This window comes from Paenarthrobacter sp. YJN-5, assembly GCF_015040095.1.
In the GTDB taxonomy this organism is placed as follows: domain Bacteria; phylum Actinomycetota; class Actinomycetes; order Actinomycetales; family Micrococcaceae; genus Arthrobacter; species Arthrobacter ureafaciens.
In genome coordinates this window covers 321,027-347,659 of record NZ_CP053544.1, presented here as the reverse complement: position 1 = coordinate 347,659, position 26,633 = coordinate 321,027, and the positions used below count along the sequence as shown (strand labels likewise).

Annotated in this window: 27 protein-coding genes and 1 pseudogene; 11 read left to right on the top strand and 17 right to left on the bottom strand. The window is 63.6% G+C overall.

Annotation, left to right across the window (positions count from 1 at the left end; genetic code table 11):
* Positions 1-37: 37 nt before the first annotated feature.
* Genes HMI59_RS01610 through HMI59_RS01595 form a run of 4 tightly spaced genes read left to right on the top strand, consistent with a single transcriptional unit; the run spans position 38 to position 5,041 of the window.
* Positions 38-1,078 carry a LacI family DNA-binding transcriptional regulator gene (locus HMI59_RS01610; RefSeq protein ID WP_193592593.1) on the top strand — a complete coding sequence of 347 codons (1,041 nt, stop codon included), beginning with the start codon at positions 38-40 and terminating at the stop codon, positions 1,076-1,078.
* Between the two features lie 38 nt (positions 1,079-1,116).
* Positions 1,117-2,664 carry a glycoside hydrolase family 32 protein gene (locus HMI59_RS01605; RefSeq protein WP_193592592.1) on the top strand — a complete coding sequence of 516 codons (1,548 nt, stop codon included), beginning with the start codon at positions 1,117-1,119 and terminating at the stop codon, positions 2,662-2,664.
* An 11-nt stretch (positions 2,665-2,675) separates the two neighbouring features.
* Positions 2,676-3,623, top strand: coding sequence for a carbohydrate kinase (locus tag HMI59_RS01600; protein WP_193592591.1), 948 nt, complete (start codon positions 2,676-2,678; stop codon positions 3,621-3,623).
* A gap of 59 nt (positions 3,624-3,682) precedes the next feature.
* Positions 3,683-5,041, top strand: a complete 1,359-nt coding sequence (locus HMI59_RS01595) for a NosD domain-containing protein (protein WP_193593637.1) — start codon at positions 3,683-3,685, stop codon at positions 5,039-5,041.
* 48 nt (positions 5,042-5,089) lie between these two features.
* Here HMI59_RS01595 and HMI59_RS01590 read toward each other — a convergent pair whose 3' ends face one another.
* Positions 5,090-5,557, bottom strand: coding sequence for a phage tail protein (locus HMI59_RS01590; protein ID WP_193592590.1), 468 nt, complete (start codon positions 5,555-5,557; stop codon positions 5,090-5,092).
* 185 nt (positions 5,558-5,742) lie between these two features.
* Between HMI59_RS01590 and HMI59_RS01585 the strand changes: the two genes are divergently transcribed.
* Positions 5,743-6,972, top strand: a complete 1,230-nt coding sequence (locus HMI59_RS01585; RefSeq protein ID WP_193592589.1) for a GAF domain-containing sensor histidine kinase — start codon at positions 5,743-5,745, stop codon at positions 6,970-6,972.
* Positions 6,973-7,320: 348 nt separating this feature from the next.
* Here HMI59_RS01585 and HMI59_RS01580 read toward each other — a convergent pair whose 3' ends face one another.
* On the bottom strand, positions 7,321-8,787 hold the full coding sequence (locus tag HMI59_RS01580) for a serine/threonine-protein kinase (protein WP_227471502.1): 1,467 nt from the start codon (positions 8,785-8,787) through the stop codon (positions 7,321-7,323).
* 271 nt (positions 8,788-9,058) lie between these two features.
* Here HMI59_RS01580 and HMI59_RS01575 point away from each other — a divergent pair, with 271 nt between their 5' ends.
* From HMI59_RS01575 to HMI59_RS01565, 3 genes are all read left to right on the top strand, one after another.
* Positions 9,059-9,652 carry a histidine phosphatase family protein gene (locus HMI59_RS01575; protein ID WP_062098484.1) on the top strand — a complete coding sequence of 198 codons (594 nt, stop codon included), beginning with the start codon at positions 9,059-9,061 and terminating at the stop codon, positions 9,650-9,652.
* Positions 9,653-9,763: 111 nt separating this feature from the next.
* Positions 9,764-10,039 (top strand): hypothetical protein, encoded by a 276-nt coding sequence (locus HMI59_RS01570; RefSeq protein WP_193592588.1) that lies wholly within the window; start codon positions 9,764-9,766, stop codon positions 10,037-10,039.
* 46 nt (positions 10,040-10,085) lie between these two features.
* Positions 10,086-10,619: a DUF488 family protein gene (locus tag HMI59_RS01565; RefSeq protein WP_193592587.1), complete on the top strand. Its 534-nt coding sequence runs from the start codon at positions 10,086-10,088 to the stop codon at positions 10,617-10,619.
* Between the two features lie 9 nt (positions 10,620-10,628).
* Here HMI59_RS01565 and HMI59_RS01560 read toward each other — a convergent pair whose 3' ends face one another.
* Together HMI59_RS01560 and HMI59_RS01555 are read right to left on the bottom strand one after the other, a co-directional pair.
* Positions 10,629-10,913 carry a hypothetical protein gene (locus HMI59_RS01560; RefSeq protein ID WP_062098490.1) on the bottom strand — a complete coding sequence of 95 codons (285 nt, stop codon included), beginning with the start codon at positions 10,911-10,913 and terminating at the stop codon, positions 10,629-10,631.
* A gap of 73 nt (positions 10,914-10,986) precedes the next feature.
* A complete protein-coding gene (locus HMI59_RS01555; protein WP_021472945.1) occupies positions 10,987-11,217 on the bottom strand; it encodes a DUF6458 family protein in 231 nt (76 codons plus the stop codon).
* 225 nt (positions 11,218-11,442) lie between these two features.
* On the opposite strand from HMI59_RS01555, the gene HMI59_RS01550 reads away from it, so the two are divergent.
* The gene (locus tag HMI59_RS01550) at positions 11,443-13,311 is read left to right on the top strand and encodes a glycoside hydrolase family 15 protein (RefSeq protein WP_193592586.1); all 1,869 of its coding nucleotides are present in this window, start codon (positions 11,443-11,445) and stop codon (positions 13,309-13,311) included.
* Positions 13,312-13,332: 21 nt separating this feature from the next.
* On the opposite strand, the gene HMI59_RS01545 is transcribed toward HMI59_RS01550, so the two are convergent.
* The 3 genes from HMI59_RS01545 to HMI59_RS01535 form a co-directional block, all read right to left on the bottom strand.
* Positions 13,333-13,542: a hypothetical protein gene (locus tag HMI59_RS01545; protein ID WP_166186013.1), complete on the bottom strand. Its 210-nt coding sequence runs from the start codon at positions 13,540-13,542 to the stop codon at positions 13,333-13,335.
* A 50-nt stretch (positions 13,543-13,592) separates the two neighbouring features.
* On the bottom strand, positions 13,593-14,780 hold the full coding sequence (locus HMI59_RS01540) for a 4-hydroxybenzoate 3-monooxygenase (protein WP_193592585.1): 1,188 nt from the start codon (positions 14,778-14,780) through the stop codon (positions 13,593-13,595).
* Between the two features lie 107 nt (positions 14,781-14,887).
* On the bottom strand, positions 14,888-15,628 hold the full coding sequence (locus tag HMI59_RS01535) for an IclR family transcriptional regulator (RefSeq protein WP_193593635.1): 741 nt from the start codon (positions 15,626-15,628) through the stop codon (positions 14,888-14,890).
* Positions 15,629-15,777: 149 nt separating this feature from the next.
* Here HMI59_RS01535 and HMI59_RS01530 point away from each other — a divergent pair, with 149 nt between their 5' ends.
* Positions 15,778-17,046: an aromatic acid/H+ symport family MFS transporter gene (locus HMI59_RS01530; protein ID WP_193592584.1), complete on the top strand. Its 1,269-nt coding sequence runs from the start codon at positions 15,778-15,780 to the stop codon at positions 17,044-17,046.
* A 65-nt stretch (positions 17,047-17,111) separates the two neighbouring features.
* Here the strand turns inward: HMI59_RS01530 and HMI59_RS01525 are convergent, their stop codons facing one another.
* Positions 17,112-17,609: an Hpt domain-containing protein gene (locus HMI59_RS01525; RefSeq protein ID WP_227471501.1), complete on the bottom strand. Its 498-nt coding sequence runs from the start codon at positions 17,607-17,609 to the stop codon at positions 17,112-17,114.
* Between the two features lie 177 nt (positions 17,610-17,786).
* Positions 17,787-19,025, bottom strand: a complete 1,239-nt coding sequence (locus tag HMI59_RS01520) for an IS110 family transposase (RefSeq protein WP_166185223.1) — start codon at positions 19,023-19,025, stop codon at positions 17,787-17,789.
* Positions 19,026-19,437: 412 nt separating this feature from the next.
* On the opposite strand from HMI59_RS01520, the pseudogene HMI59_RS25595 reads away from it, so the two are divergent.
* Positions 19,438-19,676, top strand: a pseudogene (locus HMI59_RS25595) (nitrate reductase); the annotation flags it as partial.
* Positions 19,677-19,732: 56 nt separating this feature from the next.
* On the opposite strand, the gene HMI59_RS01515 reads toward HMI59_RS25595, so the two are convergent.
* The 8 genes from HMI59_RS01515 to HMI59_RS01480 form a co-directional block, all read right to left on the bottom strand.
* Positions 19,733-20,965, bottom strand: coding sequence for a hypothetical protein (locus tag HMI59_RS01515; RefSeq protein WP_193592583.1), 1,233 nt, complete (start codon positions 20,963-20,965; stop codon positions 19,733-19,735).
* A gap of 178 nt (positions 20,966-21,143) precedes the next feature.
* Positions 21,144-21,404, bottom strand: coding sequence for a GlsB/YeaQ/YmgE family stress response membrane protein (locus HMI59_RS01510; RefSeq protein WP_021472936.1), 261 nt, complete (start codon positions 21,402-21,404; stop codon positions 21,144-21,146).
* Positions 21,405-21,470: 66 nt separating this feature from the next.
* The gene (locus HMI59_RS01505; protein ID WP_193592582.1) at positions 21,471-22,373 is read right to left on the bottom strand and encodes a serine/threonine-protein kinase; all 903 of its coding nucleotides are present in this window, start codon (positions 22,371-22,373) and stop codon (positions 21,471-21,473) included.
* A 182-nt stretch (positions 22,374-22,555) separates the two neighbouring features.
* A complete protein-coding gene (locus HMI59_RS01500) occupies positions 22,556-23,044 on the bottom strand; it encodes a MarR family winged helix-turn-helix transcriptional regulator (protein ID WP_021472933.1) in 489 nt (162 codons plus the stop codon).
* Between the two features lie 138 nt (positions 23,045-23,182).
* A complete protein-coding gene (locus HMI59_RS01495) occupies positions 23,183-24,232 on the bottom strand; it encodes an FUSC family protein (protein ID WP_166187856.1) in 1,050 nt (349 codons plus the stop codon).
* A gap of 178 nt (positions 24,233-24,410) precedes the next feature.
* Positions 24,411-24,755: a helix-turn-helix transcriptional regulator gene (locus HMI59_RS01490; RefSeq protein WP_193593633.1), complete on the bottom strand. Its 345-nt coding sequence runs from the start codon at positions 24,753-24,755 to the stop codon at positions 24,411-24,413.
* Positions 24,756-24,854: 99 nt separating this feature from the next.
* On the bottom strand, positions 24,855-26,117 hold the full coding sequence (locus HMI59_RS01485; RefSeq protein WP_227471500.1) for an Ig-like domain-containing protein: 1,263 nt from the start codon (positions 26,115-26,117) through the stop codon (positions 24,855-24,857).
* Positions 26,114-26,632 carry a hypothetical protein gene (locus tag HMI59_RS01480; RefSeq protein ID WP_193592581.1) on the bottom strand — a complete coding sequence of 173 codons (519 nt, stop codon included), beginning with the start codon at positions 26,630-26,632 and terminating at the stop codon, positions 26,114-26,116. The genes HMI59_RS01485 and HMI59_RS01480 overlap by 4 nt, the downstream gene beginning before the upstream one ends.
* Between the last annotated feature and the right edge of the window lies 1 nt (position 26,633).

Here is a 26,633-nt window from a genome sequence, read left to right as displayed (position 1 = left end):
CGCAAGGGCAAACCGACCATAAGGACGTGGGAGACAGATGAGCAACAAGAACGTGGGCATCAAGGATGTGGCCGTCGCCGCCGGCGTGTCCGTCACGACTGTTTCCCACGTCCTCAACGAGGTTTCCTACGCCAGGGTCAGCCCCGAAACCAGGGACAAGGTGAGGAGCGTTGCCGAAGAGCTCGGCTACGGTCCCAACCGCCTGGCACAAGCGCTTCGCACGCAGCGGACCGGCATGCTTGGCCTGGTGAGTGAGGAAATCGCCACCACCCCGCACGCCGGCCGGATCATCCTCGGTGCGGATGAAGCCGCGAAGGCCCGCGGGTACAACCTGATGATCATCAACACGCCGGGCTCAGCCAGCCTCGAATCGCGGCAAGCCGACGTCCAGGCGTTGTTGGAGCGACGGGTGGACGGCATCCTGTACGCCACCATGTACCACCGCAACGTGGAACTGCCGTCCAACCTCGGCAGCGTCCCGTCGGTCCTGGTTGACTCGGTGGCGACCGCCGGGAACATCGCCGCTGTGATCCCGGACGAAGACGGAGGCGCCCGTGCCGCCGTCGGCGCACTGTTGGAGGCCGGCCACAAGCGGATCGGCTTCATCAACAACACCGATGACGTGCCCGCCACCCGCGAGCGCCTCCACGCCTTCCGCGCCACGCTCAAAGAAGCGGGGCTCGACGGCGATGGGGCACCTGTTGAGTCCGAACTCTCCGAAGTGCAGGGCGGCTATGAAGCGGCCCTCCGCATCTTGTCGGGCCAAGATAGGCCGACGGCACTTTTCTGCTACAACGACCGCATGGCGATGGGTGCCTACCGTGCTGCAGCGGAGTTGGGCCTGACCATCCCTGCCGACCTTTCCGTGGTGGGTTTCGACGATCAGGAACTCATCGCCGCCAACCTCTATCCGGGGCTCACAACTGTGGCCCTTCCGCATTACGAGATGGGTGCTTGGGCTGCCGAGCACCTGATTGACGCTATTGAAGGCAAAACGGACCTGAATCCGTTGGCCCTCCGCCCGACCATCCTGGGTTGCCCCCTGGTCCGCCGCGACTCGATCGCGGCTCCCCGGTAAGCCGCCCTTTCCACGTACTTCCAAGAGGAACGCCACACATGTCCACTAGCCTTGATGCCGCACGCCCGGAGACAGCTCCGGACAAAGATTCCGGGTTCCGGCCAGCCATCCATTTCACGGCAAAGGACACTTGGCTCAATGACCCCAACGGCCTGGTTTTCCACGACGGCCTGTACCACCTTTTCTTCCAGAACAATCCCTCCGGCAACGTGTGGGGCAATATGTCCTGGGGGCACGCCACGTCCACGGATCTCCTGCATTGGACGGAGCTTCCGGTGGCTATCGCCTGCGATGAGCGGGAGGACATCTTCTCCGGAAGCGTTGTGGTGGACCACGGCAACACGTCCGGCTTTGGCACGGCTGATGCTCCGGCTTTAGTTGCTATTTACACGAGTGCTTTCAAGCCGGGAACCGAATACAGCGGCACTCAAGCGCAGTCCCTTGCGTACAGCACCGATTCGGGAATGACCTGGCAAAAGTACGGCGGAAATCCCGTGCTCACCCGCGGCTCGGCCCACTTCCGGGACCCCAAAGTCTTCCGCTACGAAGGCGGCGGTGACGCCTATTGGGTGATGGTCGCCGTCGAAGCCCAACAGCAGAAGGTGGTCCTGTACCGCTCTGATGACCTGAAATCTTGGGATTTTCTGAGCGAGTTCGGCCCGGCCAATGCCGATGGGGGCGAGTGGGAGTGCCCTGACCTTTTTCCGCTGGCACTGGACGGGGACCCGGCGGACACCAGGTGGGTGTTGATCGTCAACGTGAACCCCGGCGCTGTGGCCGGAGGGTCGGGCGGCCAGTACTTTGTGGGACAGTTCGACGGCGTCCGTTTCGTTCCGGACGCAGCTACCCTCGCCGCCCCTGCCGGGCTGTCCGCCCTGCCCGACGCGGAGGCACGCACCGAGGCGCTGCAGCACTGCCTCTGGTTGGACTGGGGACGCGACTGCTACGCATCTGTCTCCTTCAGCAATGTTCCGGGAGGCCGGCGCATCATCATCGGATGGATGAGCAACTGGGACTACGCCAACGAGTTGCCTACTTCTCCGTGGCGTTCGGCCATGACACTCCCCCGCGAGCTTCGGCTCGTCACGGTCGGAGGCTCGCCCCGTTTGGTCCAGGAACCTGTGCTGCCCGAACTTCCGGCCGGGAGCTCCTTTGAACCCGGCGATCCTTCCTTCAGCCTGCCGGACGCTGAACCGGGAAGCGCGCTGGTGATCGACGCCGAAACGCGGCTCGAATGCGAAGGCCTGGTGGAGTTTATGCTGTTCGGCAGCCGGGACGGCACGCAAGGCACCTACCTTCGTTACGATCCAACCACTGCCCGTCTCACGCTGGACCGCAGGGAGTCCGGAAACACCGGCTTCCACCAGAAGTTCCCGTCGGTTGAATCAGCGCCCCTTGAACTGGAAGACGGCCTGCTGAAGCTGCTCATCGTTGCCGATCACTGCTCAGTGGAAGTGTTCGCCCAAGATGGCCGCGTTGTCCTGACGGACCTCGTCTTCCCGGACGCCCACAGCGTGAAGAACCGGCTCACCGTAACCGGCGGCCGGGCGACCCTGCTCAAACTCGCCGTTTCGAAGCTCAGCTAAGGAGGACCCCAATGCAAACAACCCGGCAAAACCCAGACCCCGGAAACCCGCTGGAGGTCCTGGTAGTGGGCGAAGCGATCATGGACATCGTGGTTTCACCCCAAGGTTCCGTGGCATATCCGGGAGGATCACCAACCAACGTCGCCTACGGTCTGGGCCGACTGGGGGTTGAAGCCGCGCTCCTCACATCCATAGGTGACGACCCACGCGGAACTGCCATCGAACAGCACCTCAATGGAGCCGGCGTGGCACTGCTGCCCGGGTCCCGACGACCGGGCAGGACCGCGACGGCAACAGCCACGCTCGCGGACGACGGCTCAGCCCACTACGACTTTGATATCTACTGGGCACTTCCGGCAACCGCTCCGGCCACGTTGCCCAAGATCCTGCACACCGGATCCATAGCCACCTTCCTTGCGCCCGGAGCGGCGGCGGTCAAAGAGCTTCTGCTTCAATCGCACCAACGCTGCCTGGTCACGTATGACCCGAACATCCGCCCGGCTCTCTTGGGAAGCCACGCTGAAGCCAAGAGCATCTTCGAAGAGCTGGTCCCGCTCACCGACGTGGTCAAGCTGAGCGATGAGGATGCTCAGTGGCTCTACCCGGACCTGCAGCTGGACGACGTCCCCGGGCACATCCTCGGATGCGGTGCACGGCTCGTGGCCATCACCACCGGGTCCCGGGGTTCAGTCCTTGCTACCGCGCAGGCCCACGCTGTGGTTCCCGCTGTCGGGTCCAAAGTGGCAGATACCATCGGCGCAGGCGATTCCTATATGTCGGCTTTGATCCATGGCCTCCTGCATCGCGGAAGCGAAGGTCTCTCAGCGTCAGTGCTGGCTTCGTTGGGTCGGACTGCGGCCAAAGCTGCCGCCATCACAGTCCGCCGGGCGGGCGCCAACCCGCCGACATTGGCGGAGCTGCACATGGACCTGCCGGAACAGGAAGCGTTGGTCCCGTGATCCACCAAGGCCCAGAAATGACTACGCTCCCAACCCACCACCCCGAGGGGATTCACACCATGTCCAGCAACAACTACTACGACGTCACCACGTGGCCTGTTGGCAACCCTTTCGAGGACGTCGGAGAAGTCATCAACAGCATCATCGCCGATATCAAGCAGCGGCAAACCGCCGCGGACGTGAACGACGGCGGTAAGCCGGGTGCGGTGATCTACCTTCCGCCCGGTGATTATCGCCTGCGCACGCAGGTACTGATCGACACAAGCTTCCTCAGGATCCAAGGTTCAGGGCATGGCTTCACGTCATCGAGCATCCGGTTCAACGTGCCGCAGGAAGAATGGCACGGTTTGCACGAACTGTGGCCCGGGGGCAGCCGGATCCTGATGGACTTCGCGGCGGGCGAGGCTGCGGACGAATCAGAGGGGGCCGCTTTCCTCGTCAAGCGTGAGGGCAGCCCACGGATCAGTTCCGTTGAGTTCACCGACTTCTGCATCGATGGCCTGCACTTCTTACCGGACGGCTCCGCGCTCCCTGCGGAGAACACGTACGTCAACGGCAAGACCGGCATCCACGTTGCCAGTGCCAATGACTCCTTCCGCGTCAATGGCATGGGGTTCATCTACCTGGAGCATGCCCTTGCCATCCACAAAGCTGATGCGCTCTCCATCCACGACAACTTCATTGCCGAATGCGGAAACTGCATCGAACTGCGGGGATGGGGACAGGCATCCAAGATCACCGACAACCTGATCGGTGCAGGTTTCAAAGGCCACTCGATCTACGCGGAGAACCATGGCGGCCTCCTGATTACGGCCAACAATGTGTTCCCCCGCGGGGCCAGCAGCGTCCACCTTTCCGGGGTAACGCGCTCGAGTGTCACGAACAACCGTCTGCACTCGTTCTACCCCGGGATGGTCATACTTGCCGAGGGAAGCTCCGAGAACCTCGTGGCCACCAACCACTTCCTCCGCGATCACGAACCCTGGACGCCCTTCTTCGGGATCGACAACGGCTTGGACGACGATTACGGATTGCTGACCGTCAACGGCAACGACAACTCGATCTTCGCGAACCACTTCTCCTTGATCGTGGACGCGAAGAACATTCGGCCCTCCGGCACGGCTCCCGTGATCATCAAGCTCGCCGAGGGGGCAGGCAATATGGTCTCCACCAGCCACGTGGTGGCCAAGGATGTCCAGGCAACGTCGAGTGAGTCCTGCTTTGAGGCGCAAGTGGACGCACTGCTGACAAGCCAGATCACGGAAGGACTGCAGGTCACCACGGTCCTGGTAGCTCCAGCATCGACCCGGAACACCATCCTGGATTCCGGAAGCGAAGCCCAGGTGGACGCAGACCGGACCACCAACGCGGTGCGGGCCACGCCGAGCATCCAAGTGACGGCTACCCCCGGCATGTAACTGGCAATAGGGGTTGCTCCCAGCGCTGGGAACAACCCCTGCTGCCAGTCAGATGGAGTATTCGCCTTTGATCACAAAGAACGAGCCCCGGATCTCTCCTGCCAGCTTGGACTTCTGCCGTGCGAACTTGAAGGTGCCGGCCAGTTCCGCGGGAATCTCCATGCCTTGGGAAAGCTTGAAGCCAACAGCCCGCTTGGATCCCTCCTCAAGGCCGTACAGGACGTTGATGGACAGGCCGGATTGGTAGAACACGTACGTCCAGCGGGTGCCTTCCACCTCAAAGGACGTGACCTCGAGGGGCCGCGACTCGATGACGAGGTCCCGTTCCTTAAGGACCCGGTTCACGTAGTCGACGATCTCCGGGGACTCCTCCGCCGGGACCGTGGTGAAGACGTGGTTGTACTTGTTCTTGAAGTACCGCGCTTCGTTGGCCCGCAGCCCTGCGAGTGCCTCCGCGACAGGGGAAGACTCAAGCCCCGCGGTGGAGACGTTCTGGAAGTCGACGGTGTAAGGCATGGCTCCTCCTGCGTGGGTTCCTGTTTGTTGGTTTCACCTTATGCCGGTGGTGGCGGGCCCTGCTTCTCCGATCCTGCTCGGTCCCGTGACCCAGTCCCCCGCCGACCCAGTCCCCCGCCGGAAAGCTCAGCAGCCTCTTCGGTATCATCAGCAGGTAATCCTAAAGAAGCTTGGGGGCCGTATTGATGACGGGTGCACAGGGGCAGCTGGCGTTCACCGATGAAGCCGGCAGGGACACCACCCTGCGAGAATACGGACTGGACCCGTCCCTCGATTCGCCGCTCCTGCCCAATGCCGCGGTGGCCGGCGCCCTCCAAAACCTGGTGCGCCTGGCCACCGAACTGTGCGGTGTTCCGTTCGGGGTAGTCAACATCATCAGCGCGGACTCCCAGCACCAGATTGGCGCGTGGGGTGTGGACCGCCGCATCTGCTCGCGCGAAGACTCCATGTGCGCGAAGGTCTTCCACTCGCGGGAGAGGACCGTTGTTCCCGACGCGAGGCAGGATGAACGGTTCACGGACAATCCCTTCGTCACCGGCGACATCGGTGCGGTGCGGTTCTACGCATCCATTCCGCTCGAGACGGAATCCGGCTTTGTGCCCGGCACTCTCTGTGTCTTCTCCGAAGAACCCCGGGACCTGACCCCGGATCAACTGCGCATCCTGGACGTGCTGGCAAAGCAGGTGGTGGAACTTCTGGAGTTGCAGCACCGGACCACCCAGCTGGACCGGGCCTATGCCGAGTTGAAGGAGAGCAATGCCAAGCTGGCAAGCTTCGCCGGCCGCGTCAGCCACGACCTCCGCATACCGCTGACCACCATCCTTGGTTACGTGGAACTGGTGGAAGACGACCCCCTGATCCAATCCGCCGGTTCGGCCGCAAAGTACCTTGAAAGGATCGGGGCCAGCGGCCAACGCATGCTTGCGATGCTTGAGGACGTGCTCAGTTATTCGCGGGTGGGCGGCGGAATCCACCCCGCATATACCCGGCTCTCCGACGTTGCCTGGGACGTCGCCCGTGATTTGGGCATTGACCACCGCGGCATCCTGGAGATGGAAGACGCTGCGGTCTACGCCGATCCCGGACAATTGCGCACGATGCTCCAAAACCTCCTGAGTAATGCGATGAACTATCGGCGCCCGGACCGCGATCTGCGGATCCGGGTGAGTGGAGTCTCGAATTACCACGGGGCCACGGTTTTTGTTGCGGACAACGGCAAGGGCATCGCCCCGGACGACCGGGCAAAGGTCTTGGAGCCGCTGGTTCGCCTGCGCCGTCCCGGGGACGGCGCAGGCACCGGACTGGGTTTGGCCACCTGCAGCAGCATCGCAAAAGCGCACGGTGGTGAACTGACCCTCAGCGAAACCCCGGGCGGCGGTACCACGGTGATTGTCAGTTTCCCGGCCGGCTCCTGACGCGCCGACGGCCGGAGGCATAAAACAACGACGGCGACTACCGCCGTCGTCCTTGTCAGAGCCGGACTTAGGGCCGGAGGTTGCCGGGCAGCGTCTCTGGGTAACGCCGCCCGGGCCCCCGGCGGAACCCGATGCATGCCGCGGCCCCATCCCACAAGGGGAACTGGAGAACCGGGCATCCGTGCGGTCCTGCCGTCATTAGTAAATATGCTTACCTTCACTCGGCACACGAGTAGTTGGTACTCATATTTCCGGCGAGTGCGTCAGTCAACTACCCGCCCGCCAACAGGCGATCCGCTCCTGAACTGCGCTGATACTTCGGCTTACCCAAGGAAGGAGAGGGGGCTGCTACTTCCCTTCCTTGCCCTTACCGGAATTGGTCTTGTTCTTGCCGCCGCTCTTAACTTCGGCGATGACCTGACCGTCCATGGTGGACTCGGGGGCCTTCTTGACCTCCGGGGCCTGCGCCGGGGCTGGTTCTTGCGGTACGTTCGCCGGCGCGGGCTGGACTTGCCCGGTGACAACCTGGGTCTCCTCAGCAACCGGGACCACAACAGCTGCCGGAACAGTGTTGTCCGGGGTGGTGTTGGCCGCTTCCACGGGCACGCTGGTTTGGCGTTCATTCGTTGAAGTTCCCGGATCGGCGGGCCCCGAAGGATCAGCCGACGTACCGGCAATCGAACCACCCTGCAGGAACAGGACCACGGCCAGCGGAATAGCCGCAACACCGGCCGCAACGCCACCAAGGAGCTTCCTCCTGGGCTTGCTGGCGGGCCTCAGGTTTTCCTGCCCACGTCGCGCGGCAGAGACTCGTGCCACCCGGCGCGCCGAAGGAACGTGCGGGGTGGAAGGAACGTGCGGGGTCCGCGCGGCAACCGGCACCCTGGGTGCAACCGGCGCAGTCGTCGGAGCGACGGGCGGCAGGACAGCGGTCGCTGCCATGGCGGACAACCGTCGCGGGCTGGTAAGGGCCTGCTCGACGGCGTCTGCCGAGGGCCGCCGCTCCGGGTCCATGTCCGTCATGGCCTCAAGGAGGCTGATAACGGGAGCGGGTAAGTCCTCGGGGACCTGGGGCCTGCGATGCAGCCGGGCCGTCGCGGTTTCCACCGGAGTGCCCGGGTATTCGGCTTTGCCGGTCAGGCATTCCAGCAGCACCAGGCCCAAAGAGTAGATATCGCTGGCCGGGGTCAGGTGCAGGCCCTGGGCCTGCTCGGGGCTGAGGTACTGCGCGGTGCCCACCGTGAAGCCGGTGGCGGTGAGGCGGTTGTCCGACATGACCAGGGCTACGCCGAAGTCCGCCAATTTCACCGACTTCGCGTCGCCTGATTCGTCCGAAACCAGAATGTTCGCAGGTTTGATGTCGCGGTGGATCACTCCGTGCTCATGCACCTGTGCCAGGGCGCCGGCCAAGCGCGCACCAATGGCCGCCGTGTCTTCAACGCTGAGCGGAGCGTCGCTGAGCACTGCCCTCAGGTCGCGGCCTTCGGCGAGCTCCATGACGAGGTAGGCCCGTTCTTCATCATTGCGGGTGTCAACGCCGGCGTCGTACGCCTGAACCAGTCCAGGGTGATCGAACGCTGCCAGGAGCCGCATCTCCGTCTGCTGACGGAGCTTGAACGACTCGTCGCCGGAGCCCGGGAGGAACAGCTTAAGGGCAACTTCCCTGCCAAGCCGAAGATCCTTGGCCCGGTACACCGTGGACATGGCTCCCCTGCCGAGCACGGATCCCAACTCGTAACGGTCATCAACAATGCCGCCACTTGATTCGGCCGATTCGGTGCCGCGGGTATCCACGGTCTCGTCTCTCTTGCCCACCAATTGTCACGCCCTTCAGGCGTTCCCGTGCGCGATGGACCCTCAATGTCCATCACCTACCAGGTAACGCCGTCGATCAAACTTTCACGGTAGCCGCGCGGTCCGCTGTGTGGAGCGAATTCCTTGCGGCTCGAGCAACCCTGCATCTGAACAGCATCATCCGGTTCACCAGATTAGTCATCAGGATACTTACTACCTCGGCGAAGGGGCAACCCGGCACATGAATCCGTGTGGCGCACCGAACTGCGGACCGCCGGGATTTCAGGGCAGAATGGGACGCATGACCCTCACGACTTTCGCCCTCGTACGCCATGGCCAAACCGACTGGAATGCCGAGCGCAGGCTTCAGGGCGCCACGGATATTCCGCTGAATGACGTGGGGCGACAGCAGGCCCGGGACGCCGTCAATGTGCTGTCCGCTTATGAGTGGGACACCATCGTCTCTTCGCCGCTGAGCCGCGCCGCCGAAACCGCGGACTTGATCGCAGAGGGGCTTGGACTGAACATTGCGCGCCGCGTACCGAAACTCATCGAACGCAGCTTTGGCCCCGCAGAAGGGCTTCAGGCCGGGCCGGAACTCGAAGCATTGCGGATCCCGGGAGGATTCCGCGGGGGTGAAAGCGATGACGATGCGGCAGCCCGCGGAATTGACGCACTGAACGATCTAGCCGAGGAATTCGCCGGGCAGCGCGTGTTGGTGGTCAGCCATGGGACATTGATCCGACTGACCCTTAGCCGTGCGATCGGCCGGAAGCTGGACAGTGTCCACAACGCTGTCTTGAACCTGGCCCACCACCACGCCGTGGACGGCTGGCAGCTGGACTACTACAACGGCGAGCGCCTCGTCGAAGTGGTGGAAAGCTGATTTCCTCCGCGAAATAGACCCCCAGGTTATTGACATAGGCCATGCAGGTTTTTATATGCTCGTGCCAGTCAAGAAGTTGGCCGTCCAAAGTCCAGTGCGCTGGAGGTCTCCTTGGCACCCCTTCTGGCCGATTCCCGTGCAGATAAGCATGCCGCTTCCTACGGGAGCCAAGCCCCGCCTCTTGATGAGGTGCGGCCCGACAGCGCCATCCGGACACTCACGGCCATCGTGACGCTGGCCGCCGATGGATGGTTCGAACTCAACGTCCTTCAGATACCCGGACTGGTGGTGCACGCGAGCAGGCTCGACCGGGCACCGGAGGCCGTCCGCAAGGGTGCATGCCAATCAACCGGCAGGGCACCCTGGGAGTTCGACGTCCACGTCTAATGGTGATGGCCGCAGGAGCCAGCAACCTTGATGGTCACTGTATTTAATGGCAGGTATGCAGCTCTTCACCGTAGGCCACGGCACCACACCCCAAGCCGACTTCGTCGAGCTTCTGCGGTGGGCGGAGGTGGAGTCGCTGGTTGATGTGCGGATCGGTCCGGGCAGCCGGAAGCATCCGCACTTTGGTAAGGATTCGATGGAGGCCTGGCTCCCGGAGGCAGGCATCGCGTACCGCTGGGAGAAGGAACTGGGCGGCTTCCGCAAACTCCTATCGGACTCTCCGGACACCTCGCTCCGCAACGATTCCTTCCGCGCTTACGCCGGCTACATGCGGACGCCGGAATTCGAGGCAGCCCTGAAGCAACTCCTGGCAGAAGCCGACCGGCAGCGTACCGCCATCATGTGCAGCGAGACAGTGTGGTGGCGCTGTCACAGGCGCCTCATCTCAGATCACTGCACCCTGCTGGACGGGGTTCATGTACGGCACCTCATGCCAGGGCCAAAGCTGGTGGATCACGCGGTCACGTCCGGCAGCCGGGTACTGGACGGACAGCTGAGGTACGACACCCCCACTGGCTGAGAACGCGGGCTACTTGGCTGCGAGGCGGGTGCGCAGCTGTTCGGCGAAATCCTCGTATGCGGCGGCGATCTCTTCCAGGTCGACCGTGAGGGGGAAGTCAATGACCGGTTGCCGCTCGGCCAGCAGTTCGGCGGTCTCCTCAACTACGGCCTGCTGCTCGAAATCGCCCAGGCCCACCTCGGTAAGGAAATCCGGATTTACCCGGACCACCGATTCGCCGGTCTGCCCCTCCGAGGCCCAGCGCACCAAGTACTCGTCCTCATTCACGCGTTCGAATTCGAATGTCTTCTCCATAAAGAGCAGCCTAACGGTCACAGCGCACGACGGCGGGGCTGCCGCCGTCGTGCGCTGTTGACCTTCGGCGAGGTCAGACTTCCGGGCGCCGCTCCACGATGGTCTCCGGGGCCGTGCGCCGTTCCACCACCGTGTGGCGTGTCCGGTTGGACATGATGATGGAAATGATGAGGCCCAGCACGCCCACCACCATCAGGATGTAGCCGATCAACACCTGGTCCATGAAGGGAATCAGCCCCGGGGCCAGGGCGAAGGCCAGGATGGCTCCTATGGCGATCAATGCAATGGAAGAACCTATTCTCATGACGTGCTCCTTCCGCGTCCGGTCGGGCACAGGGGGTAATCCCAACCGTTGGATATAGTCAGAGTACTGATCAATTCCGCTGACGGCTAGGGTTTTGTGTCCTTCTTTGTCCCACGCAATAACGCCGTGCCGGACCAGGCGAACGGTCCGCCGCACTCGCCCTGTTCCCGGCAAGCGGGTACGGTCAGGCTAAGTCCTGTCCCCGGGAAAGCAAGGAGCCGCCCTATGCCGAAGATCGAGGATTACGCACTGATCGGAGACCTCCATACGGCCGCCTTGGTGGGCCGCAACGGCTCCATCGATTGGATGTGCCTGCCCCGGTTCGACTCGCCGGCCTGCTTCGCCGCCCTGCTGGCGGACAGTGACGCCGGCCGGTGGCTCCTGGCCCCCGCCAACCCGGCCCCCGGCAGTGACGGCAACTGCACGCGCCGCCGGTACCGCGAAGACACGCTGATCCTGGAAACGGAATGGGATGTGGACGGCGGCAGCGTCCGGGTCACCGACTTCATGCCGGTGCGCGACGACGCCGTGGACCTGGTCCGGATTGTCGAGGGCCTCAGCGGCGAAGTGGCCATGACCATGGAACTCGTGCTCCGCTTCGACTACGGACGCGTGGTGCCCTGGGTGCGGAGGCATGGCCAGGGAATCAGCGCCGTAGCGGGCCCGGATTCGGCCTACCTCACCACGCATGCCCCGCTTCGAGGCCACGACAAGCGAACCGTCAGCGAGTTCACCGTCCGGGCCGGGGAACGGATTCCTTTTGTGCTGCGGTGGGCGCCAAGCCACGAACCCGAGCCCCGCCGGATCAATCCCTCCCGGGCCCTGGACACCACCTGTTCGTTCTGGCGTGACTGGATCGACCGGAGCGAGATCACGGGCAAATACAAGGAACCCGTGGAGCGCTCGCTGATTACCTTGAAAGCGCTCACATATGCACCGACGGGCGGGATCGTGGCCGCTGCAACCACGTCCCTTCCCGAACAGCTGGGCGGCTCCCGGAACTGGGACTACCGCTACTGCTGGCTGCGCGACGCTTCCCTGACGTTGCAGTCACTGCTGGCCGCCGGGTACACGGAAGAAGCGGCAGCATGGCGGGACTGGCTGCTCCGCGCGGTGGCCGGGGACCCAGCGGACCTCCAGATTGTCTACGGGCTCGACGGCGCCAGGCGGCTTCCCGAATTCGACCTGCCTTGGCTGCCCGGTTACGAAGGTTCAGCCCCCGTTCGCATCGGCAATGCCGCGGCACCGCAGCTGCAGCTGGACGTCTGGGGCGAGGTCCTGGATGGCCTGGCCCTCACCAGGGCAGCCTCCCCGGCGGGATCGGGGGACAGTTCCTGGGATATCCAGATCGCCTTGATGGAATTCCTCGAAGGAGCCTGGGACCAGCCGGATAACGGGTTATGGGAGATGCGGGGCCCGCGCCGCCACTTCACGCATTCGAAGGTCATGGCATGGGTGGCCGCCGACCGCATGGTCAAGGGCGTCAGGAAGTCCGGGCTGCCCGGCCCCGCTGACCGCTGGGCCGCGCTCAGGTCCACCATCCACAAGGAAGTCATGACCGATGGCTTCAATCAGGAGCTGAACACGTTCGTGCAGTCTTACGGCAGCACGGAACTGGATGCGAGCCTGCTTCTCATTCCCCGTGTGGGGTTCCTGCCGCACAACCATCCCCGGGTTGCGGGAACTGTGAAGGCGATCCAGGAACGGCTCACCGAGGACGGCCTGGTGCTGCGCTACAGGACGGAATCCGGGCACGACGGTTTGGAAGGCCACGAAGGCGTGTTCCTGGCGTGCTCGTTCTGGATGGTGGATGCCTTGCTGGGCATCGATCGGAAGGACGAGGCAACGCAGATGTTCGAACGGCTCCTGGACCTGCGCAACGACGTCGGCCTGCTGAGCGAAGAATGGGACCCGCGGACCCAGCGGCACTTGGGAAACACCCCGCAAGCGTTCAGCCACTTCCCGCTCATCCACTCGGCCTTGCAGCTACACCACGGCCAGGCCCACGACAGCGACACTCCGTTCACGGAACGGAAGCACGGCAAGCAGGAGTCAATGCCCAGGAACCCCGAACCGTCCAAGGGAAAGAAGTAACTCCGGACTGATGGCGCAGCGTCAGCTCTCGGTCTTCTGCTCGTCAGGATCCGGGAGTTCGGCCTTGTGCCTGGCCTCCTCAAGGTGCTGATCCAGCTTCCGCTCCGCATCACGCCGGCGCTGGCCGACGGCCCGCATCTGCTGGGTGGTGGGCGAACCGACGTCGTCACCAGTACCGTAGCCGCGTTCCTCCGAAGGCGCGGCGGGGCTGGACTTCTCCTGGTCATCCATAGGGACATCGTCCCACTGTCAGCCCCGCAGCGACACCACGGGTACCGGGCCTAGCGGGCTTCCGGCCACCCGGAGTAGGACTCGGCGAGGTATGCCTTTCCGTGTTCGGAGGAGACCACCGAGCGGAGTTCACCAAGCTGGCGGGCGCGATCAAAGTCGTCGGCGCCAGGGACGGTGTGCAGCATCGAGGTCATCCAGTAGGAGAAGTGCTGGGCCTTCCAAACCCTGTCGAGCGCCCGGTCGCTGTAGGAATCCAGCAGGGCCGAAGAACCCTTCGAGTAGAAGGAATCGAGGCCTTCAAAGAGCACCTTGACGTCGTTGATGGCCAGGTTGAGGCCCTTGGCACCGGTCGGCGGAACGGTGTGCGCGGCGTCGCCGGCCAGGAACAGGTTGCCGTAGCGCATGGGGGTGTGCACGAAGCTGCGGAAAGGCAGGACCATCTTGTCCAGGACAGGGCCTTCCTTGAGCTCAAAGCCGTTGCCGTTGACGCGCTTGCGGAATTCGGACCAGATACGCTCGTCGTCCCAGTCGGCCACGTTTTCTTTGGGGTCGCACTGGAAGTACATGCGCTGGACGGTTTCCGTGCGCTGCGAGATGAGCGCGAATCCGTGCTCCGAGTTGGCATAGATCAGTTCGTCCGAGCTGCGCGGGGCTTCGGCGAGAATCCCGAACCACGCAAAAGGGTACTCGTGGAAGAACCATTTGCGGTTGGCTTCCGGGATCTGGAAGCGGCAGTGGCTGCGCGAGCCGTCGGCACCCACCAGGAAGTCGGCCTGGATTTCGAACTCCTGGCCCTCCGAATCGGTGAACCAGACTTTCGGCTTGCCCTCGAGGTCGGACACGGAGGTATCCGTGACGCTGTACCGGACGTCGCCGCCGTCGGCCTCGCGGCGGGCAGCGAGGTCCATGAAGACGTCGGTCTGCGGGTAGAGCCACACCGACTCCCCAACGAGCTCCTTGAAGTTGATCCGGTGGCTTTCGCCGTTGAATCGCAGCTCAATGCCGTCGTGGCGGTCGCCCTCGCGCAGCACCCGATCCGACACTCCGGAGTCAACCAACAGGTTGACGGTTCCGTGCTCCAGGATTCCGGCGCGTACCGTTTCCTCGATCTCCCTGCGGCTGCGGATTTCCACCACTACCGATTCGATGCCCTGCTTTGCCAGCAGGTGGGAGAGCATGAGCCCTGCGGGTCCGGCGCCCATGATGGCGACTTGGGTGGTGATGGTGGTGCGTGCCATGATTTTCCTCGCTCCGTTGCGTTCCCGGCGATCCGGGGTGAGTCTCCCAACAGTGTGGACCGGGGCGGGTGACAGGCGTTACACGAATTCCGTTGAACGGAACTTCGTCAATCTTCAAGGCGTCGGCTAATGCCCCGGGCCGCCGTCTGAAGCGCCGGTACCAGCGCCTGGAGGCGCACCTCCGCAAGAGGCACCACCACGCCCAAAGCAGCGACGGCCCGGCGCTTGCCGTTCATCACCGGGACCGCGATGCCCCACGTGTCCGGATCAACGACGCCCGCCAGTTGGGCATAGCCCTGCCTGGCGCTTTCCGCCAGGAGGTGACGCACGACGGCGGAAGTCACCTTTCCGGAGGGGTCCTCGAATTGGCGGAGGTACTCCGCCTGCAGTTCGCGGGGCTGGTGGGCCATCAAAGCGAGGCCCGCCGAGGAAATATGGACCGGCATGCGGCCGGCGACCTGCGCCCTGTTCGTTACCGAGCCACGCCTGGAGAGGCGCTCAACAAAGAGTGCCTCCCACCCTTCCAGCACAGCCAGGTTCACGTTCTGGTTCAGGACCTGCTGAATGTCCTCCATGAAAGGCATCGCCGCCTGACGCAGCGCGAGCGTTGGCGAATTCCGGTTCACCAGCTCCCACAGCCTCAACCCCAGGCGGACTGTTCCGCCGGGGCCCAGGTCCAACAGGCCATGATCGGCCAGTTGCCGGACCAGCCGGTGCGCCGAGGACAGCGGCAAGGATGCCCGCTCCGCCACCTCCGCCAGCTGGAGCGTCGTGACTCCTTCAGGGAAGGCAGCGATGACCCGGACCACGCGGTCCACCACCGAATCGCCCGACGCCGAGTTGGCCATTTTCCTCCCAAAGTCAGCGGCATCCGCCATGGCCGCCTTCCATTCAATGGTAAAACGTGCGTCACGTAACAGCTCCCGGTGATACAAATCTCATAACCAACCGATCATTCTGACGGTCGGGACCCGACCCATCATGTACCGAGGACGCTATGCCGACGATGACATCTGCCCGCCGCTCACAATGGCCTGTGTGGCTCTGTTGGCTCGCCATGGTCCTGGACGGATTCGACCTCGTGGTCCTGGGCACGGTCATTCCCACGCTCATCAAGACCGGCGAGCTTGGCTTCGACGCTGTCGGCGCCACATTCGCAGCCACCATCTCCCTGGTCGGCGTGGGCCTGGGGGCGCTCTTCATTGCCCCGCTCTCGGACAAGTTCGGGCGCCGCAAACTACTGATCGCTTGCGTGGCAGGTTTCTCCCTCTTCACCTTGGCGGTGGCGTTCGCCCCCAACGTTGCAGTGTTCTCCGCCCTGCGCCTCCTGGCAGGACTGGGCCTGGGAGCATGCCTCCCCGCAGCCTTGGCGTACATGAACGACTACGCCCCGGCGGGATCAGCGGGCAAGTCCACCACGCGCACCATGACCGGCTACCACGTGGGCGCCGTGGCCACCGCCTTGCTAGCCATCCTCATCATTCCCAACTGGCGCCTCATGTTCATCATTGGCGGCGCGGCCGGCCTGGTACTGCTGCCGTTCCTGTGGGCCAAACTGCCCGAGTCCCTCCCCCAAGCAGCCCCCGCTCCGTCCACCGACGCTGCCAAGGCCCCTGCCGCCGTCGGGCGTTCAACCGAAGAACCCAAGACCGGCTTCCGCGACCTTCTGCGCAAGCCCTACCCCGTGGTCGCCGTGGGAATCGGCATCGCGTCGTTCATGGGACTGCTGCTGGTTTACGGCCTCAACACATGGCTGCCGCAGTTGATGGCCGCAGCCGGCTATCCGGTCAGCACCGGCCTGACGCTGCTGCTTGTGCTGAACCTTGGGGCCGTTGCCGGGCTGTTCCTGGCAGGTGTCCTGGCCGACAAGCATGGGACAAAGCGGATCGTGCTGCTGTGGTTCGGCTTGTCCGGTGTTCTCCTGGCCATCCTGAGCGTCAAGATCCAGAACGAATTCCTGCTCAATGCAGCCGTGTTCGTTACCGGCGTGTTCGTCTTCAGTTCGCAGGTACTGGTCTATGCGTGGGTGAGCCAGCTGTTCCCGGCCCACCTCCGCGGCACGGGCCTCGGGTTCGCTGCGGGCGTCGGCCGCCTGGGCGCCATTGTTGGCCCGGCCGTGACCGGCACCTTGGTAGCCGTCAATATCGCCTACCCTGCCGGATTCTACGTGTTTGCCGCGGCAGGCCTCCTCGCGCTCGTAGCACTGCTTGTTGTCCCCACGCACATCCACTCGGACAAGAAAGCCGTGCCGGCGGGAGAACGGTAGCCGCCGGCACGGAGACTTACAGGCCCCGCGAACCTGAATCCCAGAGGGTTCGCGGGGCCTGTGCTTTATGGTCCGCCGCGGCGGAGCAGCGCTTCCGCAGCACTGTCCAGCAGGTGCGGGCGTGCGGCATAGCACTGATCGGTCACCTGCCGGAGGGCTGGAAGGGCTTGGATCGCGTCGCTGAGGCGGTCTTTGCGGATCAGCTTTTCCATGGCCCTGCAGTGGCGTTCGGTAACGCGGGCGCCCACCATCGACGAGGAAATCTTCAGGCTCAGGACCGCTTCGAGGCTGGGCTCGGCTTCGGCCGCGGCCAACCCGACGTCGATCCGTTCCATCCGCATTGGCAGCATGGACAGGTAGGTGGAGAGGAAGCGCAGCACGTGAGCGGCGTCGCCCAGTTCTTCAGCCAGCGCCCGCAGCGTGCCCATGTAGAGGTGCGCCGGGCCGGTTTCATGCGTTCCAGTGGGGAGTTGCAATGCCGCTGCGGGCTGCATCACAGCGGCATTCAGGGGCGGGCCGGAACCGTTGCCATCGGGGGCGGGTCCACTCATGCTGTTGCCCATGGGCCCGGCCCTCCTTCCATGGCTTCGGTGACCGCCTCTTTAGAAGTGTGGGACAGGCGGCTCAGGCTTTCCTGAGGAAATGCTCAAGTCTGGCTCAGGAAATCCCCGTCCCTCCCCGCCCCTCCCCTCACCCACCCCCGCACCCAAGCACCCAACTAATACGAAAGTAGTGGTGGGTTAGGCGGCGGTGACCGGGGTGATGGTGACGTCGTAGCCGAGGTTGTTGAGTTGTTTTATGGCGCGGTTCTTGGCTTTGGTCGGGTTGATGCGGGTGTAGTGGTCGGCGCCGGGGTCGTTGTAGATTTCTCCGGTGCTGAGCATGTGCCAGGCTGCGGTGAGGATCGAATGTTCGACGGCGACGAGGGCTTTGTTGCGTCCGGCGCGGGTTGTGATGCGCCGGTATTTCGCGGCGAGGTAGGTGTTTTTGGATCGTGTGGCGGACATGGCCGCGGTGCCGAGCGCTGCTTTGAGGTATTTGTTCCCGGGCATGATGTGGCTGGATTTGATGTGTCCGGCGGATTCGTTGGCGCTGGGACAGACCCCTGCCCAGGACGCGAGCCGGCCCGGGGTTTGGAAGACTGCCATGTCCGCCCCGGTTTCGGCGATGATCACTTCGGCGACGCGGTGGGAGACTCCGGGGATGGTGGCCAGGGCTTCCCTGGCGTCACGAAAGGGTTCCATCGCCTCCTCGATCCGTGTCGTGAGGGTATCGATGGTTCGGGTGTGGGCGTCGATCTGGTCCAGGTGCAGCCTGGCCATGAAGGCATGGTGTGGTTTGAACCGGCCGGTCAGGGCGTCGACGAGGGCCGGGATTTTCGAACGCAGCATTCCGCGGGCCATTCCGGCCAGGACTTCGGGGTTCCGTTCACCGTTGATGAGGGCTTCGAGCATGTCCCGGGAGGAGACTCCGGTCAGGTCCGAAACGACGGAGGAAAGTTTGATTCCGGAGCTTTCAAGGAACTTCTCCAACCTGAGGATCTCCCGGGCCCGGTCGCGGGTCGCGATGGCGCGCGCCCGGGTCAGGTCCCGTAGCTCGCGGATGGGTTCGGGCGGCACGAACGAGGCCCGCAGGAGCCCGTGCGCGGCCAGTTGGGCCAGCCAGGCGGCGTCGGAGACATCGGTTTTGCGTCCAGGGATGTTCCGGGCAGCTTTGGCGTTGACGAGCATCACGGGCAGGGTTTCTTCGAGCAGGTAGAAGAACGGTTTCCAGTAGTCGCTGGTCGCTTCCATCACCACCACGGTGACATGTTCGCGTTCGAGGAACTCCCGCAGTTCCAAGATCTGATGCGTGGTCGCGCCCCAGGTCGTGACCTTTGAGGTGTAGGTCCCGGCCCTGGCGCCTGGGATCCGCACGCAGACCTTCGCGTCGCGTTTGGAGATATCCATCCCCGCGGCCCGTTCATTAACGATGTCCATCTTCTTCCCTCCAACACTGTTTGACGGTGATGACAGTGTCTGTCTCGGGGAGGACTGGGAATATTCAGGAATCTAATACTCGTGCTCAAGGGCAACAATCCACGGTTCCCGTGGAGGTCCTCCACACCACGCTGGGTCACGGACTCGCGGCACCAAGTTGGGTCGGCGTTCACCGAGACGGACAGCCCAATGATCTACCCGGAAGGCCAGAGTCCGCCAGAGCCCTGGCGAGCCACCCCGTACACTTTCCCGGCCCCACGGCGCGCCAGCGGCGCTCACACGCTGGGTCGCATTTGTGCGCGTTTTCAGCGCTGAAAACGCGCACTACTGCGACCCAGTTGGGCCGGCGGGCGGGGCATCTGGACGGAACATAAGCATGCTGATAATCCTGTAGGTATGGAACAGCCAGACAGTCCAGTCCGCGGACGTGCTGTGCAGCAACGGCTGCGGTTGCGATATTGCCGTTAAGGGCGGCGTCATGGTGGGCATCCGCGGCCGGAAGCGGACGTGATCAACAAGGGCAGGCTGGGGCCGAAGGGACTCTTCGCGAGCTGGCAGGGGGTGTCCAACAAAGACCGTCTCACCAAACCGCTGATCCGCGAAAACGGCCGCCTGGTGGAAACGGATTGGGACACGGCCATGAACGCCATCCAGCCGTTTGGCCGCAACCGGCACGCCTGGGGTAGGCCCTCCGCTCCCAAAAACAATCAGTGCGGCAGCAACCCCAGAACCGGCAACGCAACCGCCGTCGATATTGCCATGGCGGCGGTGTTGGCAATGACCGGGTGGTAACCGGCAGGCAGTCGCGTGGCGATGCCGCGCGCAACGGGCGGCGCCACTAAGGCCCCCAGCAGCGCCCCGCCGATGATGGATGTCCATGAACCGTTGAAGGCCAGCACTGCCGCCGGGGCGACGGACACCACTGACGCGTACGTAGCTGCCCAACCGCCGTCGCGGAACCACTCCCGCCACAGCACGACGCCGAACGCAGACGTCAGCGCCTGCGCAAAGAGGATCCCGGGAAGCAGGTTCGAACCGTAGGAGGGCAGGCCCGGGTTCAAGGCGAACGCTGCGCCCACACCCAGGATCACGCCCGCACTGGCGAGTTCGTTGGCAAAGAAGTGGGTTTCCGTGAAGTCTTTCAGGACGCGCCGTGCGGCCCAGAAGGTGTCGCTCTTCCAGGTAGGGCCCGACGTCGGATGGCCGGTTTGCGTTGCCGGCTCCAGCGTGCGGAGTTCCACGGCTCGCGGAGCCAGCCACGGAAGCTTCCGCGCGGCGGCGAACGACACCGCAGAACCCAAAGCCATCGCCAGGACGTTGGCCACCACTGCCGGAAGCCCCAGCGGGGCCGAGACCGTGGGGATCAGCAAGAGGGCAAGCGGAGTCGTGGTGGCGGCGCCGAGCACCGCTCCGGTCAGGCACGACCGCCAGCCGCCCCCGTACACCAGAACCATGGCGGGTGCGACGCAAACGAAAGGAACGAACGTCGGCTGCCATCCGCCGTCGAGCATCCACCCGAAGGCTGCGTTGGACAAGGCGAGGCTCAGCGCGGCCGATGCGAAGACCCAGGGCCACAGGCCCGTGCCGTAGCTCAGCTCCCCTGCCCAGCGCTTCCGACGGCGGCCTGCCCACCATGCGATGACGGCGCCGGTCAGAAGACCTGCTGCGGCCAGATCGGACTTGAAGAACAGTGGCTCGGTCATGTCGCCGAAGAACCAGCGCACGGCATCCAGAGGCGAACCGTGGACGCTGCCGGACCACCCTTCGAAAACCGGGCCGATGCGGGGCGAAACCTCCGACAGCACGTGGAGGAGGGCGGCAAAGACGCCCACCACAGCGGCCATGCCGAGGGCTCCAAGAGCTGTGCCGGCGGCAGAGAGTTCGCTCCGCTGTTCCCGAATGGGAGGCGTAGCGGCAGTAGCTGCTGAAGAGAAGGTCATGGCTGCCCTTGGCGTCTTGAAGGTGCTTTTCAGAAGCAGCGTAAACAGGGTGGGCGGGGCGTGATCTTGCGCGCGGATTGTGACCGGCGACCGAGACCTTCCCGGAAGCCCCCGGGCATGCAAAAGGCCCCGCCCCGTCTGCGTAAACAGACGGCGCGGGACCTTCAGGCTCAGGACGCTAGGCCCGCTTGCGGGTGAGCAGTCCCCAGATGATGAGGACGATCAGTGCACCGCCGATAGCGAGCAACCACGTGGAAAGCGACCAGAACTCGTTGATGCCCACGTTGAACAGGACGCTGCCGATCCATCCGCCGAGGACGGCACCAACGATTCCGAGCAGGAGAGTCGCAAGAATACCGCCGCCCTGCTTGCCAGGCTTGATGGCCTTGGCAATGGCACCGGCGATCAGGCCCAGAATGATCCATCCAAAGATTCCCATTTTTCTTCTTTCTCTAGTGCTTTGGTCCTTCCCGGCGTCCACGTGTGCGCCCGGGAGGACCTTGGTTTAGCCTTGCCAGCGGAGCCGCCGGAACATGCCGGCGACTTGCTTGGCAGACGGCCTACCGGCCGGATCGGGGTCTGTCATGGCATGCAATGCCATGGACCAGCGCCGCCGAACCGTGCCGGGAACTCGGGGTTCGCTGAGAGTCCTGGCAACCATGGACTCCAGCGGAGGGCCCGGGAATGCCTTGGTGCCCGTGAGGCACTCAAGGGTCACCAATCCCAGGGAATAAATGTCACTCGCAGCGGTGGGAACTTCTCCGCACACTGCCTCGGGACTCATGTAGTGGGGCGTCCCGGAGGACGAACTCCTTGCCGTGTGCGCCGGACTGATCGCGACACCGAAATCAGTCAGCATGGCGGGACCAGTTCCAGCGTGGCCCGGGACCATGATGTTGCCGGGCTTGACGTCGTTGTGCACAATCCCGCGTCGGTGCAGGTACGCCAGGGCGTTTGCAATATCGGTCATCCAAGCAGCCGTCGTGCCGGAGCCTGCGGGCGCTTCCCGGAGGACGGCGCGCAGGTCCTGCCCGTTCACCAAGTCCATCACCACATAGTGGTGGGGCTCGCCGTCGGCTATGAGGCTGCCCGAATCCCGGAGACGCACAATGTTCTTGTTCCGCAACCTCTTGTGGATTTCGAGTTCGCGTTCGAAAGCTCCACCACGGACCCGGCCCGTTTCGCGGAAGACCTTCACGGCCACCAACGAACCTGCACGGGCGTCCAAAGCCTCGTAGACGTGGGCCTCGGAGCCACCTCCAAGCCATCGTCCCAGGCTGTACCGGCCACCCAGCAAGCTGTCATGACCGCTTGCCACCGGCACATTCGAGCCCATCGCTTCGTGATGCAGGCTCGACGGCAGGGTGCCCGATCCCAGAGGACCGGCTGCAGGAATGATGGCTGTCATTTGGAGACACCGTTCACGGGATCCGTGGCCTCAATGTCCATCCGGAACCCGCTTTCGCAGGACATTTCGTTTGCGGGAGCTTCCTCCCTTGCAACGACTGTCATGTCATCTCCCACAATCTCGAATAAGTATCTTGGATATCTAGTTATATGTGTACTTACTACTTAAGTCCAGCCGGGTGGTCAATGTTGGTCAATCCCATCGATCGCTTCCCGCATTCGCTTCAGGAAGTCGACCACCACAACGGCCTCGCCACGACTGAGGGACGCCGCGACGTCCATCATTCGCCGGTGCATGCCGCTGAGAGTCTTGCGAACCTCCTCGTCAGAGTCCGACGTCGGCCTCAGTACCAAGGCGCGACGATCAGTCGGGTGCGGTTCGCGCACGACGTGACCCGACTTCACCATGCGGTCCACCAGGCTGGTCATGGAGGCGGAGGTGATCCCCAGCCGCGTGGCGAGTTCCTTGGGTCCGACCATCCTGCCCGCGCGCTCGTATTCCAGGAGGTAGCGCAAAGCCAGAAGATCCGTTTCGCCCATGCCCATGGAGGAGCGGGTTCGCCGACGCATGGCGGCCTCAGCTGAACGATAATCCCGCAGGGCATTCAGGACTTCGACGGCAACAGTTTCGTTGCCGTACCAATATCCTTCCTTCACGACATCCGCAGTCATGGACCATTCCTTCGTTAGACGAGTAGCTTGGCTGTCTAAGTACTATGGTACTACTAAGGAAACTTATGAAATGACGAACATGCAGGTTCGGGTCGGGTGCGCCCAGCAGACCTCAGGCGTGCTGCCGATCTGGTGGCGCTACGAGCGCAACCGCCGCCAGGCCGCCGGGGCCACCACGACGGCTACGCCAATGACGGCGCCGATCACCGTCTCCACGATTCGGTCCCGCAGGAGCAGGCCCGGATCCACCGGGGCCGCCAAGAGAGTGGCGATCAACGCCAACGGTGTGACGAAGACCTGCGCCACAAAATATTGCCGCGCGATGAAAAGTTCGGCGCCGAACTGGCATGCGGCAATCACCAGGACCATCGCCCACGGCGCCGGATTCAGCCAGAGGATGGCGGCCATGAGCAGCAAGCCGATCACTGTGCCGGCGATTCTCTGGAAACCCCGGCTGATCCTGTGGCGCGTCGAGTGCCCCACCAATGGAACGACGGCCGCAACCATCGCCCAGTAACTGTGGCCAAAACCGAGCCTCTCCCCTACCAAAGTGGCAATGGTTCCGGCGAGTCCCGCGGCCACCAGGTAGCCGCCGCCTTCGAGCCAGATCGCGCGGCGTTCCAGAGCAGTGTGACGGATGCGGGGCGGCCGCTTCCATGGAGTTCGATGGCTCCTGAGGATGCGGGACGACATGCCGATCAGCAGGCTAAGGAGCGTGGTCAGCACGGCCACAAGCATCGCTTCCCATAGCAGCGGCTGCGCGGGGATGGAGGCAATCGCGGCGAAGGCGAAGATGTGAAAGAGAGAGCCGCCGGGGCGGAGCCGCCAAGCTGCCACCACAACGGAGCAGAGGCCGGCAACCAAGGTGGTCGCTGCTGTCAGGAGCCACGAATACGCGGCTCCATCGACCCCCAGAGTCTGCGCGACCCGGGCCGTCAGGGTGGCGAAAAGGATGACCAAAAGCATGAAGCTTCCGGCCCGGAGTTGGCTACGGAAGCGCACGCTATGCGGCTCATTGCGCCCATAGATGCCGGTGAACGCACCGAACGACGCGAACACGGCCAAGTCCAGCCGCCCCAGCAGCGTCAGCGTAATGAGGGGGACGAACACGCCTACAGCGCAACGGATGGCCGGGTGATGGTCCTTGTTCGACGGGCCCATCGTGAACATTTCCGCTACAGCCTTCAAGGAGCGGCTCGCCTTTCGTCGCAGGATCAAACGTACGACGGCGGCACTGGCGTCCGCTTCCTAGGTTACGCCCGGGCGGTTGGTCACCCTTGCGTTAGGCAGGCGGATAGTGGGCGTAGTCACGGATGTTGCGCTTGATCCGGGGGCCCGGCGCCGGAGCAACACCCTCACATTGACGTCAGAAGTCGAGGCCAACGTCGTCGTCCTTTCGCTTCTTGTGGACACGTGCGGGAAGAAGGGCGAGCCGTTCTTCGCCTCGTCGACGGAGTGCAATGAGTTCACTAGGGTCATCGACCCCGAACAGGTGGACCCCAACGATCGATGCAACGTTGAACACGTTGCCGATACTACTCGCGGCGTTTCCGCGCTCGATGGCCGCCAGAGTTTTCCGGGTAATCCCTGCAGTGCCGGCGAGATGTTCGGCCGTCATCCCTCGCGCAACGCGTGCCATCCGTATTTGCTGCCCTAGCACGACAAGCGCGTCCTCGGCCGCGCGGGTAAGACCTAGTTCCCGACGTCCCATGGGTAATAGTTTACCCATGACGTCTAGCTATGCGTAAACTATTACCCATTTGCTGACTCTCGGCTCTGCCTGATCGGGAGCCAGGCTTGGCAACGCACCCTAGAAGCTGGACGCCGCCCAAGTGGCTGGACCCGATTCGACTGGATTGCCCGCCACATCCGTCAATCCCGAGGCTGGGACAAAAGTGGCAGCGGCTGGATCTAGCTGTACAGAGTTAGGAGTTCCCGAACGGGCACCTAGTGTGAGGGTTAGCTTCAGCTCAGCCGGGTCCCATGACAGTACCGTCACGTTTCCGCTTCCCGAGCCATTCCCTGAGAAAGCCAGGGCGGCCGTCGTTGCGTAGTCTTTTCCGAGAGCGACTGCCCCCAATTGGAGTGTGCATGCCGTTGTACTCACCGTTAAGACGTCATCCGGACTAACTCTCGCTGTCACTTGACCATTGCCGCTGAGTGTCTGCTTTGCGGTGTTACTGGTCCAAGTGCTGCATAGCGTGCTGGCCTTCAATTGCTTCGAGAACGTGATCTCGACGTAGTCACCCTTCTCGATCAGGCCCGCTACGCCACTGGAACCGTTGAACAGTTGAACGTTGACGACTCTCGGAGGTGTGGAATCCTTCGTTGTTGACGCTGTTCCTGGTGCACTTATATTGCCGGCCGCGTCGGTGGCCCGTGCCGAATAGGTGATGATTCCATCAGCGAACTGCCGAAGGTCCAATGCCGGAGCTGTCCAGCTGCCCGCGCTGTTGGTGGTGAAGGTACGTGTGATGGGCTCCGACCCCGAACCGCTCACCGTCAGTGTGATTGAGGAATTGGCCTCAGCCGTACCGCTGATCTGAACTCCATTATCGTTGAGCGAATTGATGGCCGAGGGCGCCGTTATCTTTGGCGCGGCCGGAGGAGTAGTGTCCGTGACTGGGGTCGTTCCCGCACTCCTCGCACTCTCCGGCCCCTGCCACAGGGCAAGCATGGGCGTGACGGTGTAGTACCAAGTCCCGGCGGGAACATTCGCCTCCACGCAAGCCAAGGACGTGACAGTCCCGGCGCACGCACCTGTGGCAGGCACACGGGTTCCGCCGCTCGCAGCGCCATAGCGCGCAATGCTGTAGCCGGTCACGGACCTGCCTGCCGCCGTCGTACTGGCCGCCCAGGTGACCGACACGTTGGTGCCGGTCACGCTGGTGGACGGCTTTGAGCCCTGCGCCAGCGCGTCGGACTTGGCCGCAGCGCCGTTGCTGCTGACCGAGCTCCAGAATGCGCTTGCCGCAGGGCCGCTCCAGGAAACCAAAAGAATGCCCAAGGCCACCACGAGAAGGCGGTTCCAGCCGCCCATGCTGACTCGGCCGGAACGACGATGCCGGTTCACTTCCGCACCTCCAGCGTGACGGGGATGGTGAATTGCGCGCCTTGGCAGGCGGAGGGTGATGCCGTGCTCATGCTTGCAGCGCCCGGCAGGGTGAGAAGCACGGAAGTGTTCGCAGCGATTGCCGTAGACGTCATTTGGGCCGGCGTGAACGTCACACCTGTTGGGGTGCAGCCGGGATGCGCGGCGTCGGCGCCTATGGGCCCGTTGGCGGTCACGCTGTGGACAGCGACGCCGTGCGGGTTCGGGTTGGTGATGCGGAGGACGACGTCGGCCGATCCGCCAGGCACGAGGCTGGTTTGCAGGGTATCGCCCGGGACGAGTGCGTCCACCGTGACGGTCTTCATGGTGCCGTTGGTCGCCGATCCACTGCCCAAACCGACTGAGGTCCAGTAGGCATAAGCCGAACCGACGCCGCCCAGAAGGCAGAGGGCGGTGGTGGCGGCTGCCGTACGGGCGAGCCTGCCTGGACGGGCTGGTTTGCCCTGGCGAATCCGGTGTATGCGGGAGATGTCCATG

Bases quoted from the DNA above. Each gene is read 5' to 3' on its own strand.
- HMI59_RS01610 (WP_193592593.1), top strand. From the start codon at position 38: ATGAGCAACAAGAACGTGGGCATCAAGGATGTGGCCGTCGCCGCCGGC.
- HMI59_RS01605 (WP_193592592.1), top strand. From the start codon at position 1,117: ATGTCCACTAGCCTTGATGCCGCACGCCCGGAGACAGCTCCGGACAAA.
- HMI59_RS01600 (WP_193592591.1), top strand. From the start codon at position 2,676: ATGCAAACAACCCGGCAAAACCCAGACCCCGGAAACCCGCTGGAGGTC.
- HMI59_RS01595 (WP_193593637.1), top strand. From the start codon at position 3,683: ATGTCCAGCAACAACTACTACGACGTCACCACGTGGCCTGTTGGCAAC.
- HMI59_RS01590 (WP_193592590.1), bottom strand. From the start codon at position 5,557: ATGCCTTACACCGTCGACTTCCAGAACGTCTCCACCGCGGGGCTTGAG.
- HMI59_RS01585 (WP_193592589.1), top strand. From the start codon at position 5,743: ATGACGGGTGCACAGGGGCAGCTGGCGTTCACCGATGAAGCCGGCAGG.
- HMI59_RS01575 (WP_062098484.1), top strand. From the start codon at position 9,059: ATGGGACGCATGACCCTCACGACTTTCGCCCTCGTACGCCATGGCCAA.
- HMI59_RS01565 (WP_193592587.1), top strand. From the start codon at position 10,086: ATGGCAGGTATGCAGCTCTTCACCGTAGGCCACGGCACCACACCCCAA.
- HMI59_RS01560 (WP_062098490.1), bottom strand. From the start codon at position 10,913: ATGGAGAAGACATTCGAATTCGAACGCGTGAATGAGGACGAGTACTTG.
- HMI59_RS01555 (WP_021472945.1), bottom strand. From the start codon at position 11,217: ATGAGAATAGGTTCTTCCATTGCATTGATCGCCATAGGAGCCATCCTG.
- HMI59_RS01550 (WP_193592586.1), top strand. From the start codon at position 11,443: ATGCCGAAGATCGAGGATTACGCACTGATCGGAGACCTCCATACGGCC.
- HMI59_RS01545 (WP_166186013.1), bottom strand. From the start codon at position 13,542: ATGGATGACCAGGAGAAGTCCAGCCCCGCCGCGCCTTCGGAGGAACGC.
- HMI59_RS01540 (WP_193592585.1), bottom strand. From the start codon at position 14,780: ATGGCACGCACCACCATCACCACCCAAGTCGCCATCATGGGCGCCGGA.
- HMI59_RS01535 (WP_193593635.1), bottom strand. From the start codon at position 15,628: ATGGCCAACTCGGCGTCGGGCGATTCGGTGGTGGACCGCGTGGTCCGG.
- HMI59_RS01530 (WP_193592584.1), top strand. From the start codon at position 15,778: ATGCCGACGATGACATCTGCCCGCCGCTCACAATGGCCTGTGTGGCTC.
- HMI59_RS01525 (WP_227471501.1), bottom strand. From the start codon at position 17,609: ATGGGCAACAGCATGAGTGGACCCGCCCCCGATGGCAACGGTTCCGGC.
- HMI59_RS01520 (WP_166185223.1), bottom strand. From the start codon at position 19,025: ATGGACATCGTTAATGAACGGGCCGCGGGGATGGATATCTCCAAACGC.
- HMI59_RS01515 (WP_193592583.1), bottom strand. From the start codon at position 20,965: ATGACCTTCTCTTCAGCAGCTACTGCCGCTACGCCTCCCATTCGGGAA.
- HMI59_RS01510 (WP_021472936.1), bottom strand. From the start codon at position 21,404: ATGGGAATCTTTGGATGGATCATTCTGGGCCTGATCGCCGGTGCCATT.
- HMI59_RS01505 (WP_193592582.1), bottom strand. From the start codon at position 22,373: ATGACAGCCATCATTCCTGCAGCCGGTCCTCTGGGATCGGGCACCCTG.
- HMI59_RS01500 (WP_021472933.1), bottom strand. From the start codon at position 23,044: ATGACTGCGGATGTCGTGAAGGAAGGATATTGGTACGGCAACGAAACT.
- HMI59_RS01490 (WP_193593633.1), bottom strand. From the start codon at position 24,755: ATGGGACGTCGGGAACTAGGTCTTACCCGCGCGGCCGAGGACGCGCTT.
- HMI59_RS01480 (WP_193592581.1), bottom strand. From the start codon at position 26,632: ATGGACATCTCCCGCATACACCGGATTCGCCAGGGCAAACCAGCCCGT.